This is a genomic window from Flavobacterium phragmitis, from assembly GCF_900112575.1.
Lineage (GTDB): Bacteria > Bacteroidota > Bacteroidia > Flavobacteriales > Flavobacteriaceae > Flavobacterium > Flavobacterium phragmitis.
This window is the reverse complement of record NZ_FOMH01000013.1, coordinates 94,184-108,386: the sequence shown is the minus strand read 5'-3', so window position 1 is coordinate 108,386 and position 14,203 is coordinate 94,184. Positions and strand designations below refer to the sequence as shown.

Sequence of the window (14,203 nt, the reverse complement as noted above, 5' to 3'; positions counted from 1 at the left end):
AATGAAAGTGACTGTTTTTACTTCGACCCTGCTCTTCTTACTACTATTAGTAAGTTGTAATTCTGAACCTTCACTTCAAAAATATTTTGTCGAGAATTCGGAGAAAAAGGACTTTATTGCCTTAGATGTTTCACCAAACATACTAAATGTTGATAAAACAAAATTATCAGCCGAACAAAACGAAGCCTTAAATTCGTTTGATAAAATGAATGTTTTAGCTTTTAAAGCTGACTCAAATAATCAGGTTCAATTTGAAGCAGAGAGAAACAAAGTAAAAGCCATATTAAAAGATCCGAAATATCAGGAATTAATGAAATTTGGATCTGGTAAAGACGGTGCTTCTGTAAGCTATGTTGGAAGTGATGACAATATTAAAGAATTTGTCATTTTTGCCAATAGAAAAGAAAACGGTTTTGCTGTAGTGAGAGTTTTAGGCGAAAATATGAATCCTAATAACATTATGACTCTGATGTCGGTTTTGCAAAAATCAAAAATTGACATGGAACAGCTAAAACCTCTAGAGCAATTGCTTAAAAAATAAAAACATCTTACTTTTTACATTCAAGAAAGCCTCATAATTGAGGCTTTTCTTTTTTATTTTAAAGAAGATTATACCTACTAATTTTAACTTGTTTTTATTTTGCTGTTAATCTAAAATAATTACATTTACGAAATGAGATTCTCTATTCGCCAAAAAATCAAATCTCAAAACCTAATTAAACCAGAATTAATATGATACAAAAAACATCAAATGCCTTTATTGCGGCATCTTGGGTTGCTCTTGGAGCAGGAACAATCGGATTTATTGTAGGACTTGCCAGAGCAGAAATGCTTTTAAATGAAAAAGGATATTATTTTACCGTTTTAATGTTTGGTCTTTTCGCCGTAGTTTCATTACAAAAAAGCGTCAGAGACAGACTTGAAAAACTTCCTGTAACTGATATTTATTATGGAATCTGCTGGTTCGGAACATTGCTTTCAATTGTACTTTTAGTGGTTGGACTTTGGAATGCCACGATTCTTCCAAGTGAAAAAGGATTTTATGCTTTTGCATTCTTATTAGCCTTGTTTGGTGCCATTTCTGTTCAGAAAAACACTAGAGACAATATGAACTTTAATCAAAACGAATAAATTTAAAACTTATAAAAAGAAAAGCTCCAATTTTCATTGGAGCTTTTTTTTATACTAGAATTTGAGTTTATTTACTCAAATACATTTTTCTTCTAGAGTACAATTCGTAGAATTGATCGTCTTTTAAGTCATCAATAAACAAGATGCTTTCTCCTGTAGATTTCATTTCTGGCCCTAATGCTTTGTTTACGTTCGGGAACTTGCTGAAAGAGAAAACAGGTTGTTTAATTGCATATCCGTTTAATTGCGGGTTGAAATCAAAGTCAGTTACTTTATTATGACCCAACATTACCTTTGTAGCGTAGTTTACATAAGGTTCTCCGTAAGCTTTTGCAATAAACGGAACCGTTCTTGAAGCTCTTGGGTTTGCCTCGATGATGTAAACCGTATCATCTTTAATCGCAAACTGAATGTTGATTAATCCAACCGTTTTTAAAGCTCTAGCAATTTTATGCGTATGATCTTTAATTTGCTGCATTACAAACTCCCCTAAGTTGAAAGGAGGCAATGTCGCATTACTATCTCCAGAGTGAACTCCACAAGGTTCGATGTGTTCCATAATTCCGATGATATAAACATTTCCATCTGCATCACAGATTGCATCAGCTTCAGCTTCGATTGCTCCCGCTAAGTAGTGATCTAGTAATAATTTGTTTCCTGGAATTGCTTTCAACAAATCAATAACGTGCTCTTCAAGCTCTTTTTTGTTGATTACAATTTTCATTCCCTGACCTCCTAATACATAAGAAGGACGAATTAAAAGTGGGAAATCTAAAGTATCTGCTAATTTTGAAGCTTCATCAGCCGTTTCAGCGATTCCGAATCTTGGGAAAGGAATATGTAATTCAGTCAATAAGTCTGAGAAACGTCCTCTGTCTTCAGCTAAATCAAGTGCATCAAAACTAGTTCCGATGATTTTTACACCGTATTTAGATAATTTATCCGCTAATTTAAGAGCTGTCTGACCTCCTAACTGAACGATTACACCTTCTGGTTTTTCGTGTTGGATAATGTCATAAATGTGCTCCCAGAATACTGGCTCGAAGTATAATTTATCAGCAGTATCAAAGTCTGTAGAAACCGTTTCAGGATTACAGTTAATCATAATCGTTTCATAACCACATTCTTTTGCTGCTAAAACTCCGTGTACACAAGAGTAATCAAACTCGATACCTTGTCCAATTCTGTTTGGTCCGGAACCTAAAACGATTACTTTTTTTCTGTCTGTTACGATACTTTCATTGTCCACAAAACGTTCTCCGTTTGCTTTTTCAATTTCAGCTTCAAATGTTGAGTAGTAATAAGGTGTTTTTGCTTTAAACTCAGCCGCACAAGTATCAACCAGTTTGAAAACGCGGTTGATGTTCATCTTCATACGCAAAGTGTGCACTTCACTTTCCAGACAGCTCATCATGTGGGCGATTTGTCTGTCTGCAAAACCTTTTTGTTTCGCCTCCAGCAATAATTCTTTTGGAAGATCAGAAACTTTATAGTTTGAAATTTCTTTCTCTAAAGTATAAAGCTCTTCGTATTGTTTCAAGAACCACATATCGATTCTTGTAATTTCGTGAATAGTACTCAATGGAATTCCCATTGCGATTGCATCGTAAATTACGAAAACACGATCCCAGCTTGCATAAGTTAGTTTCTCAATAATTTGTTCGTAATTTTTGTATCCTTTTCCGTCAGCACCTAAACCATTTCTCTTGATCTCTAAAGATTGAGTTGCTTTGTGAAGCGCTTCTTGGAAAGAACGTCCGATTCCCATAACCTCACCTACAGATTTCATCTGAAGACCTAAAGTTCTATCTGAACCTTCAAATTTATCGAAGTTCCAACGTGGTATTTTTACGATTACATAATCTAAAGTTGGTTCAAAAAGAGCCGAAGTAGATTTTGTAATTTGGTTTTGTAATTCATCTAAGTTGTATCCTAAAGCTAGTTTAGAAGCAATTTTTGCAATTGGATATCCAGTTGCTTTTGATGCCAAAGCAGAAGAACGAGACACACGAGGGTTGATTTCGATTGCCACGATATCTTCTTTTTCGTCTGGTGAAACTGCGAATTGTACGTTACATCCTCCAGCAAAATTTCCGATACTTCTCATCATCAAGATCGCGTAGTCACGTAATTTTTGGAAAGTGGTATCCGATAATGTCATCGCTGGTGCAACAGTGATAGAATCTCCTGTATGGATTCCCATTGGATCCATGTTTTCGATCGAACAGATAATTACAACGTTATCATTTTTATCTCTTAAAAGCTCCAACTCGTATTCTTTCCATCCCATTAAAGCTTTGTCGATCAAAACTTCGTGAATTGGAGAAGCTTCAAGTCCGCGAGTTAAAAGCTCATCAAAGTCTTCTTTTTTGTAAACCACAGCTGCTCCAGTCCCTCCAAGTGTAAACGAAGGACGAATAACAAGTGGGAAACCAAACTCCTGAGCAATTTCTTTTCCTTCTAAGTAAGAAGTAGCCGTTTTTGCAGGTGCTGTTGGTACCTTAATTTTTTCTAAAAGCTGTTTAAACTGCTCTCTGTCCTCAGTAATATTAATTGCGTTTACATCAACACCGATTAATCTTACTCCGAAATCCTGCCAGATTCCTTTTTCTTCAGCTTCCAAACACAAGTTCAAAGCAGTTTGCCCTCCCATTGTTGGCAAAACAGCATCAATTTGTGGATGTTCCTTAAGAATTTCAATAATCGATTTTGTAGTTAAAGGTTTCAAATAAATATGATCGGCCATAGATGGGTCGGTCATAATTGTCGCTGGATTTGAGTTTATCAGGATAACCTCAATTCCTTCTTCACGAATCGAACGTGCAGATTGAGATCCTGCATAATCGAATTCGCAAGCTTGACCAATAACAATAGGTCCCGAACCTATTATTAAAACGGATTTAATTGATGTGTCTTTAGGCATTTTTTTTGTATTGTGTAGTTATATAAAGTACTTTAGAAAAACATTCGTAGTCTATTCTAAACTAGAATGTTGCGAAAATTTTTACCGACAAGGTATAAAAAAAGGCGATACTAAAAAAGTAATCGCCTTATGTATGTTTATACAAACATTATTTTTTGTGTCTAGGCTCGCTAGAAACAGTTAATTTATGTCTTCCTTTTGCTCTTCTACGCGCTAGAACTTTTCTTCCATTCGCAGAAGCCATTCTGTCCATAAATCCGTGCTTATTTCTTCTTTTTCTTTTCGATGGTTGAAATGTTCTTTTGCTCATTGCTTTGTATCTTTAAAAATGGTATCTATTAACTTATTAATTTGTTTTTGATATCGTTATTCAAAAACCGAGTGCAAATATACAAAGACTTTTTTTTCTGGCAAGTACTTTTATAAAAATATTTTTAATTCCTTTTACTATCTTTGCAATCACAAATTTACATTAATTATGTTTCACAAAAATATTAAACTTATTTTGGCCGGACTTCTTGTAGTGGCAGGCATTTGGCAATTTACAGAGAGTAATATTGGGAATGGTATATTCCTTATTTTATTGACTGCGATTCCAATTTTTCTTTACTTTAAAAACGAATTTATCCTTTTAGCTTTCCTTAAATTAAGAAAACAAGACTTTGAAGGCGCTAATAAATGGTTATCATATATCAAAAATCCAGAAGGGGCATTAGTAAGAAAACAACAAGGATACTTGAATTATTTACAAGGTATCATGTTATCTCAGACTAATATCAACCAGGCAGAGAAACATTTCAAAAAAGCTATCGAACTTGGACTATCAATGGATATGGATTTAGCAGTTGCTAAATTAAACCTTGCCGGAGTTGCCATGTCACGCAGAAGAAAGCTTGAAGCGACTAACTTATTAAACGAAGCTAAAAAGTTAGACAAACAAGGAATGCTAAAAGAGCAAATATCCATGATGAAAGAACAAATGAAGAAAATCTAAATTCTTAGAATTAATTTCAAAATATTATAAATCCCAAATTCCAATGTGAGTTTGGGATTTTTTATTTTAGATTGCAGAGCTTAAATTTTAGATTTTTTCTGTCTGCAGATTTTCGAATAGTCTTGTCATCCTGAGGAACGAAGGATCACACTAGAAATTCCGCACAGTATTTCGCCAATCTTTATCGAGTTACCAGTGTGATCCTTCGTTCCTCAGGATGACAAACTACACGCTCAAAAAATTGGGATTTGGAATTTTAAAATTGGAATTTAATCTTCCAATATAATAGAAGGCAGATTTTCATTCAACCATTTATATTTATTCAAAATCATAATATGAGTTCCTCCTTTTACTAAAATGCATTTATCAATATACTTAATTGGGAAAACCTCATCCTGATCTCCATGAATATGAATGACATTTTCATCAATTTTATCCCGATCCCATAATATTACAGTTTCTACCGCCCATTGCAGATAACCCAAATCACGAACAGCTAGAAATTTCTCATACAACTTAATTCTCTTATTGACTTTTTCGCCAAATGAAAATTTTGCCAGTTTCTCTATATTTAAAATCAACTGCATCGGAATTAATTTGTATGCCTTTGTTTTCTTTCCTATTTTCATTCTTCTAGGAAATTCAAGATTGCTTCTAACACTTGATATAATAATTACCTTTCGGACTTTTATATGTTTGGCGATCTCCTGAACCAAAATTCCTCCAAAAGAAACTCCGATTAAAACAGGATTTTCATGCTTGATATTCTTACTGATTCGAAGTGCATAATCCGACAAGGATTCTTTAGGATTTGGAAGTTCCCATTCGAGAAGACACATTTCAAAAATATTTTCATCCAATTTAATTCTTTCAAAAATAGATGAACTTGCCGCCAGACCTGGCATAAAATAAACTGGAATTTTACTCATAACATTAAAATGAAATTACCATTAAGATATTTATTCTAAAGAATAAAGTTACTTTTTTTAATAGCATGACAATCAAATTTTAAGCCTAATTCACTCCTGAAATCTAAAAAAAGTAAAGTTTGAAACACCATCTTATGGTTTACATCTTTAAAAAATAATTCGATATTGAAAATCAAATGATTACCTTTGTATTTGAAATATTTTTGACTTTAAAATCTTATAAAGAATTTTCTTTCAAGACTATTTTGGATCCCAAATTCACTATTTACACATAACCTAAAATGAAATTACTATGGAAACTTTTGTAACTATGGAAATCAAAGACAACACTTTTGCACGCCAATTTGAAACTGTCGTACCCGAAGGAATGCTGGCAGTTGAATATTCGTTTCAAGAAAAAAAAATCTTCTTAACCAAAATCAACACACCTGACTCTTATGAAAACGAAGAAGCAATTAATGCTTTGCTTAAAAATGTTCTAGAGTTAAGTTCTGAGAAAAACTACAGAGTAGTTCCAATTCACCCAAAGATTGTTTCATTCTTCAAAAAAAACCCAAGATACAAGGAATTACTTCCTCCAGGAATCAGGATTTAAAAATCACCAATTAAACGGAGCCACAACCCTCCAATTACCATATAAATAAAGAGCATTACCAAACCAGTTACTAATCCTTTAATCCACCAGCTCTTTAAATCTACGTAGCCGCTCCCAAAGAATACGGGTGCCGGACCGTGACCATAATGCGTTAAAGTTCCGTACAATGAACCTATAAAACCAAGCATAAAAGCCAGCAACAAACCCGGAATTCCAAGCGAAACTCCAACCCCAAGCAACGCCGCATACATTGCCGCCACGTGCGCCGTTGCACTGGCAAAAAGATAATGGCTAAAGAAATAAACCAAAACAATGATCGGAAAAGCCATCTGCCAGCTTAATCCGCCAATTTGTGCTTTTACCAAATCACTAAACCAAGCAATAAAGCCCAATTCATTAAGCGAACTTGCCATCATTACTAAAACAGAAAACCAAACTATTGTATCCCAGGCACCTTTTTCGGCTTTGACATCATCCCAAGTTAAAACGGAAGTTAAAAGCAGAATCACCAATCCGATAAAAGCGGTTGTTGTCGCGTCTATTGAGAATAGATCGCCAGTCATCCAAAGAAATAAAAGAATAAAGAATGTTAAAAGCATCATCCATTCGTTTCTGGTTATGGCTCCCATTTCTTTTAATTTTTCTCTGGCAATCTGCGGTGCATCACCTGTCTTTTTTAGTTCTGGCGGGTAAATTTTATATAATACAAACGGAATTACAAAAAAAGCGCACAATCCCGGAACAATCGCCGCAACAGCCCACGACATCCACGTAATTTTTATCCCTAAATTCAAAGCAAACTTTTGACACATCGGATTACTTGCTGTTCCTGTCAAAAACATTGAAGATGCAATCAAATTCATATTATAACTATTCAAAGTAAGATATGAACCTAATTTTCTATGTGTTTCAGGCTGATCCGGCATAGAACCAAAACTCATAGACATAGATTTCATAATCGGATAAATAATCCCTCCTCCTCTTGCCGTATTACTTGGAACAGCTGGTGCCAAAACCAAATCAGCCAGACCTAAACCATAAGCTAATCCTAAAGAACTTTTTCCAAATATTCTAATAAATAAAAAAGCAATTCTGTTTCCTAAACCTGTTTTTATAAAACCTCTCGCAATAAAGAACGAAATTCCGATAAGCCAGATTACTTTATCCCCAAAACCTTTTAATGCCAATGTAATGGATTTGCCTGGATCTCCCGGCGCCAAAACTTGGGTAAAAGCCGTTAATGCAATTGCAATCATACACATCGTCCCCATCGGAGCCGCTTTTAGAATAATTCCTAAAATGGTTGCCACAAAAATAGCAAACAGGTGCCAAGCTTCAATAACAACACCATTTGGAGCAGGAATAAGCCAAATTGCAATTCCAACAGCAAGCGTAATCAAGGTTTGAGGAATCTGTACTTCTTTCATAATAAAGGATTTTATATTAAATTAAAGTCGGAGCTGTAATTGGATTAAAAATAATTCGTCGTTATAGGTTGACGTATCGGGTACATTTCTGTCAAATCGGTCAATTTCAAATCCCATCTCGATTCGACCTGTGTAAGCTTTCCCAAATTCCAAACTGATCATGGGCGTATAAGTCTGTCTTACATTGGAATTTACTTTATAACTTGGGTCAAAAGTTTCGTAACGGCATGATAATTCGAATGCAGTTAATTTTTTATAATTGACCACATACCTTAAATTAGGCAGAAAATAAATACCTCGCATTTGATAATTGGAAACATCTCCCACTCTATTTTCTGCTGGAAGAGAAAAATAAAGATTATGATTTGTTCCCTGTTTGTATTCAATTTGAAGATCGAAACTCATTCGATCAGTCAGTTTAAAATCACTGGTAATATCTGCTCCCACGGCAAAAACATCTTCTTTAAATACTTTTCCGAAACCACCGTTTAAACCAAGATTTATTTTATGCTCTTTGGATAATTCAAAAACCCATCTTGTAGAATATTGCTTTCCATTATCCTTATCCATTTCAACATTTTTTCCGTTTCCATTTAAAACAGAAACCGCATAATTGACAGGGATTTTACCAATATCAAAAGCTCCAGTTGCAGAAGCACCAATTTGGAAACTGGTCCATCCGTTTTTTCCAAATTCGTAATATTGATTTGAAAAATCGAAAGATTTAATGATATCAACCGGAACAAGCTCTTCTATACCGAATGCTGGACGAAATTGCCCTCCAGTTAAAGCAATGTATTTACTAAAAGTATATTTCCCATAGGCATTTTCGAGAACTTTACCTTTGGTATCCGATTTGAAATCGGCTAAGTTGACTAAGATTACAACTTCTGTAGCTTCGCTCAATTTGGTATTTAAACCAACACGCATTCTTTTAATATCAAAAGATTGCTGCGTAACATCTCCTGCAGAATGATGAACTCCTAAAACATCGACATTATCGCCAAAACTTTCCAGATATCTTGCCTGTAAAAGACCTTTGAGCTGATATTGCGGGTATTTTACTTCGCTTTCTTCTTTTTTTTCTCCTGCATTAACATCGCCTTGAGCATATAGAAATATTGGAGTAAGAAGAAAGAAAAAAATAATCGGAATTAGTAGAATTTTACTCATAGACTTCAAATAGATAAAATGTTATTTTTATATAATGAATTCAAAATCAGCATTCTGCCTTTTATTCTTAAAAGCTAATTACCTACCGTCAACACGAAATGGGATTACTAAAATAACAAAAAAAAGTGTGAGCTGTAAAAAAAATTGCATTAAAATTCTGTTATCAAAAAATCCAAACAAAAAAAGGCACAAGAATTAACTTGTGCCTTTTCAATTATTTAGGTCGAAAAAATTACTTTTCTATCTCTCTCATAGAATCCATTTTCTTATGTGCAAGGAAACCTGCAACATCTTCGAAATGCTCTTTTACTCGTTTGTTTCCGAATTCAAAAACTTTAGTTGCCAACCCATCAAGGAAATCACGATCGTGAGAAACTAAGATCAACGTACCATCAAAATCACGTAAAGCATCTTTGATAATATCTTTAGTTTTCATATCCAAGTGGTTCGAAGGCTCATCCAGAATTAACAAGTTAACTGGTTCCAACAACAATTTAATCATTGCCAAACGTGTTTTTTCTCCACCCGAAAGTACTTTTACTTTCTTAGTGATATCATCTCCCTGGAACATAAAAGCCCCTAAAATATTTTTAATCTGAGTTCTAATATCTCCAACTGCAATACTATCAATCGTTTCAAAAATGGTTGCGTTTTCATCCAACAAAGCCGCTTGATTTTGAGCAAAATATCCAATTTGTGCATTATGTCCAATTTCTACGCTTCCGGAATCAACACCAATTTCTTTCATGATTGCTTTAATCATTGTCGATTTACCTTCACCATTTTTCCCAACAAATGCTACTTTTTGTCCGCGCTCGATTACGATATTAGCATCTTTAAATACTACATGATCTCCATATGATTTAGACATTTCTTTCACAATAACCGGATATTGTCCAGAACGCGCTGCTGGTGGAAATTTTAAACGCAATGCAGAAGTATCCACCTCATCAACCTGAACGATTTCCAGTTTTTCCAACATTTTTACACGCGACTGAACCGCATCAGTTTTAGAGAAAGTTCCTTTAAAACGCTCAATAAAAGCACGATTTTCAGCAATCATTTTCTGCTGTTCATCATACGCTTTCTGCTGATGGATACGACGGTCTTTTCTTAATTCTAAGTAGTGCGTGTATTTTGCTTTGTAATCGTAAATTCTTCCCATTGTAACCTCGATAGTACGATTCGTAATATTATCTACAAACGCTCTATCGTGCGAGATTACCACAACTGCTTTTGCCTGATTCAATAAGAAATCTTCTAACCACTGAATACTTTCGATGTCCATGTGGTTCGTAGGCTCATCCAGCAAAATTAAATCTGGTTTTCTTAAAAGGATTTTAGCCAATTCTATACGCATTCTCCATCCTCCAGAAAACTCAGAAGTCTGACGTGTAAAATCTTCACGTTCAAAACCTAAACCAACTAAAATCTTCTCAACTTCAGCTTCATAATTCACTTCTTCGATTGCATAAAATTTCTCGCTTAAGTCTGAAACTCTTTCGATTAATTTCATGTATTCATCACTTTCATAATCAGTACGAACGGTTAATTGCTCATTAATTTCGTCGATTTCAGCTTTCATTTTAAAAATTTCGCTGAAAGCTTTTGATGCTTCTTCCATAACCGTTGCACCATCTTCAGTCAACAAATGTTGAGGCAGGTATGCTACTACAGCTTCTTTTGGAGCAGAGATACTTCCAGTTGAAGGCTTGTTTACTCCTGCAATTATTTTCAAAAGTGTAGATTTTCCTGCACCATTTTTACCCATAAGGGCAATTTTATCATTTTCATTAATAGCAAAAGAAACATCGCTAAAAAGTGTAGTTCCACCAAACTGAACCGAAATATCGTTAACTGTAATCATTTGTTTTTGTGAATTTTATTTAATCGGTTAGCTTTTTATTGAACTACCCTGTTTTTTCGTGCTGCAAAGATAGATTAATTAGATAATTAGGCAATTTGATAATTAGATAATTTTGAAAATGTGGTAATTAGATAATTTCTATTTAATACTATTTTAAATATTAACCTTATCTTGTATAAAATTTTATAAATCAGCAAAATATGAAAACGAAATTAAAACTGACCGTTTACTTAATTATGGGATTTCTATTTGGGATTTCTGCGAATGCGCAAAAAACGATAATTAAAAAAGAAGCTTTACCTGCAAACGCACAAGCTTTCTTAAAAACTCATTTTGGCTCAAAAAAACCGAGTTATATTTTAGAAGAAAAAGAAATCTTTTCTACAGAATACAAAGTTCAATATGACAAACAGCTTGAAATTGAATTTGACAAAAAAGGAAACTGGAAAGAAGTGGATGGTAAAAATGATAAAATTCCAAAATCTGTTATTCCGAAAAAGATTGCTTCTTATATCAAAACAAATTTCCCAAAGGAAAAAGTAACCAAAATAGAAATTGGAACTTCTGGTTATGAAACAAAACTGACTAATGGATTAGAATTGAAATTTAATCTGAAAGAGGATTTTATTAAAATTGACAAATAATTTCAGCCACAGATTATTTTCCACTCACACAATCTTCTTTATCTAAAATCTTTTTAATCCATTAATCTGTGGCAAAAAAACAAACCCGACAGGTTTTAAAAACCTGTCGGGTTGTAAAAATTATCTAATTTTCAAATTGCCTAATTATCTAATTAGTCCTTTCTCCATTTTTTAGTTTCTTCGAAAATGTGCTCCATAATCGCCGCTTCGGTTGCGTCAAATTCTATATTTCTTCTGCTCATAACCAATCTTGCCGTTTCAAAAGCTTTTTTGGTTACGTAAGTTGTAAATCCAGCAGCGCCTCCCCAAGAGAAACTTGGAACAAAATTTCTTGGAAATCCAGAACCGAAAATATTAGCGCTTACACCAACAACAGTTCCGGTATTAAACATCGTATTGATACCACATTTACTGTGATCTCCCATCATTAAACCGCAGAACTGAAGTCCTGTTTTTGCAAAACCTTCTGTTTCGTAGCTCCATAATTTTACTTCTTCGTAATTATTTTTTAGGTTCGAATTGTTGGAATCAGCACCAATATTACACCATTCGCCTAAAACAGAATCACCTAAAAATCCTTCGTGTCCTTTATTCGAATTTGCAAAAAGAACTGAGTTTTTAACCTCCCCGCCTATTCTAGATCCTGGTCCAACAGTTGTCGCACCATAAACCTTAGCCGACATTTTTACCATGGCATTTTCACATAAAGCAAAAGGACCACGAATAGCAGTTCCTTCCATGATCTCCGTATTCTTACCTATATATATAGGTCCGTTCGAAGCATTTAAAGTCACGAACTCTAATTTTGCACCTTCTTCAATAAATATATTTTCAGGAGCAATTACGTTTACGCTTTTAGGAATTGGCTGTGATTTTCGGTCTTCGGTTAAAAAATCAAAATCCTGACGGATTGCAGCATCGTTTTTAGAGAAAATATCCCAAGTATGCTCGATAGTAAGACAATCGTCGTTGTATTGAATAATTTCATAAGTATCAAAATCGACTTCCTGATTTTCACCTGCAAAAAATGCTATTACATCTTCTCCTTTAAATATAGCTTGATTTGTAGTCAAATTGGAAACCATCTCCGCAAGAGTATCATTTGGCAAATACGCAGCGTTGATCATTACATTTTCTTCCATTTCAACCATCGGAAATTTCTCTGATAAATAATCTTCGGTTATAGTGGTAATTGTAGAACCTAAACGTCTTTCCCATTTTTGACGAATAGTCATAATTCCAACCAAAATATCAGCCACCGGCCGCGTAAAAGTAAAGGGTAATAAAGCATTCCGAACGGGTCCGTCGAAAAGAATGTAGTTCATAAATAATTGAGTGTTTGTTAAAATTTGATTTGGTTACCTAAGGCCAAAGTTACAAATATTTTACTGGTTTAATAAAAAACCACTTTAACGAAAAGTAATATTTAACGCATAAAAAAAGCCTCCCAGAATTGGAAGGCTTTTGTATAATTTAAAACAGCTATTATTTTTTAGCGTGTTTAGCATATTTAGTTTTGAATTTATCAATACGTCCTGCAGTATCGATAAGTTTAGATTTACCAGTATAAAAAGGGTGAGATGTTCTAGAAATCTCCATTTTTACAACTGGATACTCAACTCCGTCAACTTCAATTGTTTCTTTTGTATCTGCAGTAGATTTAGTGATAAAAACATCATCATTAGACATGTCTTTAAATGCAACTAATCTGTAATTTTCTGGGTGAATTCCTTTTTTCATCTTTTCTTTTATTTATTGTTTTAGAGCATTTTTATTTTGAAGCTTTTCTTTTAACTGAAAAGGTATAAACAACACTACTCTTTTTTGTTTAAAAATTTAATTATTTTTGAGTGTGCAAATTTACAATTCTTTTTTAATAAACAAATACTTAGCTCACTTTTTTTTAGTTTATTTCGAAAAGCTTTTTTTATCTCCGATTATAGTGGGAATTACTATATTTGTGGATTAATTTTAAAACCTATAGAAATATGATTAATGAAGTTATCAAAAAGAATGGAATTACTTATGGAATCGCTTTAGGAGTTATTCTGGCATTAATTACGGCGACTCTCTACGCTATAGATCTTAAATTATTTGTTTCGGGCTGGATTGGCGGTCTTACTTTTGTTATTTATGTAGTGGTTGGAATCCTGTTACTTACTAAAACAAAAAAAGAAGTCAATGGCTTTTTCTCTTTTAAAGATGCGTTTACCACTTTTTTTATAGCTACAATTATTGCTGTAGCGATTTCTTCATTATTTAGTATTTTATTATTTAACGTAATTGACCCAGAGGCAAAAAACACGCTAAGTGAGTTATTAGTTAAATATATGGCTGAAACTTTACAGAAGTTTGGAACTCCTGCTTCTGCTATAAACGAAGCTTTAACTAAAATGAGAGAAAACAATCCTTTCTCAGTTACAGAACAATTAAAAGGACTTGTTTTCAGCGTTATCGGCTATTCTATTTTAGGATTAATTTTAGCTGCATTTTTCAAAAGCAAATCTACACAAGAATAAA

Annotated in this window: 14 protein-coding genes; 6 read left to right on the top strand and 8 right to left on the bottom strand. The window is 33.8% G+C overall.

Annotated elements, in window-relative coordinates:
* Window position 1 precedes the first annotated feature (1 nt).
* Window positions 2-541: a DUF4252 domain-containing protein gene (locus tag BM289_RS21275; protein ID WP_091497355.1), complete on the top strand. Its 540-nt coding sequence runs from the start codon at window positions 2-4 to the stop codon at window positions 539-541.
* A gap of 191 nt (window positions 542-732) precedes the next feature.
* Entirely contained in the window at window positions 733-1,131 is a 399-nt protein-coding gene (yiaA, locus tag BM289_RS21270) for an inner membrane protein YiaA (RefSeq protein WP_091497352.1), read from the top strand.
* Window positions 1,132-1,198: 67 nt separating this feature from the next.
* Here yiaA and carB read toward each other — a convergent pair whose 3' ends face one another.
* Window positions 1,199-4,054 carry a carbamoyl-phosphate synthase large subunit gene (gene carB / locus BM289_RS21265; RefSeq protein WP_091497350.1) on the bottom strand — a complete coding sequence of 952 codons (2,856 nt, stop codon included), beginning with the start codon at window positions 4,052-4,054 and terminating at the stop codon, window positions 1,199-1,201.
* 148 nt (window positions 4,055-4,202) lie between these two features.
* A complete protein-coding gene (gene rpmH / locus BM289_RS21260) occupies window positions 4,203-4,364 on the bottom strand; it encodes a 50S ribosomal protein L34 (RefSeq protein ID WP_008464848.1) in 162 nt (53 codons plus the stop codon).
* A 168-nt stretch (window positions 4,365-4,532) separates the two neighbouring features.
* Between rpmH and BM289_RS21255 the strand changes: the two genes are divergently transcribed.
* Window positions 4,533-5,048: a hypothetical protein gene (locus BM289_RS21255; protein ID WP_011921618.1), complete on the top strand. Its 516-nt coding sequence runs from the start codon at window positions 4,533-4,535 to the stop codon at window positions 5,046-5,048.
* A 269-nt stretch (window positions 5,049-5,317) separates the two neighbouring features.
* Here BM289_RS21255 and BM289_RS21250 read toward each other — a convergent pair whose 3' ends face one another.
* Window positions 5,318-5,977, bottom strand: coding sequence for an alpha/beta hydrolase family protein (locus tag BM289_RS21250; RefSeq protein WP_091497348.1), 660 nt, complete (start codon window positions 5,975-5,977; stop codon window positions 5,318-5,320).
* Between the two features lie 292 nt (window positions 5,978-6,269).
* Between BM289_RS21250 and BM289_RS21245 the strand changes: the two genes are divergently transcribed.
* Window positions 6,270-6,572, top strand: coding sequence for a GNAT family N-acetyltransferase (locus tag BM289_RS21245; RefSeq protein ID WP_244165434.1), 303 nt, complete (start codon window positions 6,270-6,272; stop codon window positions 6,570-6,572).
* Here the strand turns inward: BM289_RS21245 and BM289_RS21240 are convergent.
* The 3 genes from BM289_RS21240 to BM289_RS21230 form a co-directional block, all read right to left on the bottom strand.
* Complete coding sequence (locus tag BM289_RS21240; protein WP_091497345.1) at window positions 6,569-7,999, bottom strand: anion permease; 1,431 nt, start codon at window positions 7,997-7,999, stop codon at window positions 6,569-6,571. The genes BM289_RS21245 and BM289_RS21240 overlap by 4 nt on opposite strands.
* A 21-nt stretch (window positions 8,000-8,020) precedes the next feature.
* The gene (locus tag BM289_RS21235; protein WP_091497343.1) at window positions 8,021-9,172 is read right to left on the bottom strand and encodes a porin; all 1,152 of its coding nucleotides are present in this window, start codon (window positions 9,170-9,172) and stop codon (window positions 8,021-8,023) included.
* Between the two features lie 232 nt (window positions 9,173-9,404).
* On the bottom strand, window positions 9,405-11,039 hold the full coding sequence (locus BM289_RS21230) for an ABC-F family ATP-binding cassette domain-containing protein (RefSeq protein ID WP_091497340.1): 1,635 nt from the start codon (window positions 11,037-11,039) through the stop codon (window positions 9,405-9,407).
* Between the two features lie 200 nt (window positions 11,040-11,239).
* Here BM289_RS21230 and BM289_RS21225 point away from each other — a divergent pair, with 200 nt between their 5' ends.
* Complete coding sequence (locus tag BM289_RS21225) at window positions 11,240-11,683, top strand: PepSY-like domain-containing protein (protein ID WP_091497337.1); 444 nt, start codon at window positions 11,240-11,242, stop codon at window positions 11,681-11,683.
* 152 nt (window positions 11,684-11,835) lie between these two features.
* Here BM289_RS21225 and BM289_RS21220 read toward each other — a convergent pair whose 3' ends face one another.
* Both BM289_RS21220 and BM289_RS21215 read right to left on the bottom strand, forming a co-directional pair.
* Window positions 11,836-13,008: a GlmU family protein gene (locus tag BM289_RS21220; RefSeq protein ID WP_091497335.1), complete on the bottom strand. Its 1,173-nt coding sequence runs from the start codon at window positions 13,006-13,008 to the stop codon at window positions 11,836-11,838.
* Between the two features lie 160 nt (window positions 13,009-13,168).
* The gene (locus BM289_RS21215; protein ID WP_011921626.1) at window positions 13,169-13,423 is read right to left on the bottom strand and encodes a type B 50S ribosomal protein L31; all 255 of its coding nucleotides are present in this window, start codon (window positions 13,421-13,423) and stop codon (window positions 13,169-13,171) included.
* A gap of 248 nt (window positions 13,424-13,671) precedes the next feature.
* On the opposite strand from BM289_RS21215, the gene BM289_RS21210 reads away from it, so the two are divergent.
* The gene (locus BM289_RS21210; RefSeq protein ID WP_091497332.1) at window positions 13,672-14,202 is read left to right on the top strand and encodes a DUF4199 domain-containing protein; all 531 of its coding nucleotides are present in this window, start codon (window positions 13,672-13,674) and stop codon (window positions 14,200-14,202) included.
* Window position 14,203: the final 1 nt, after the last annotated feature.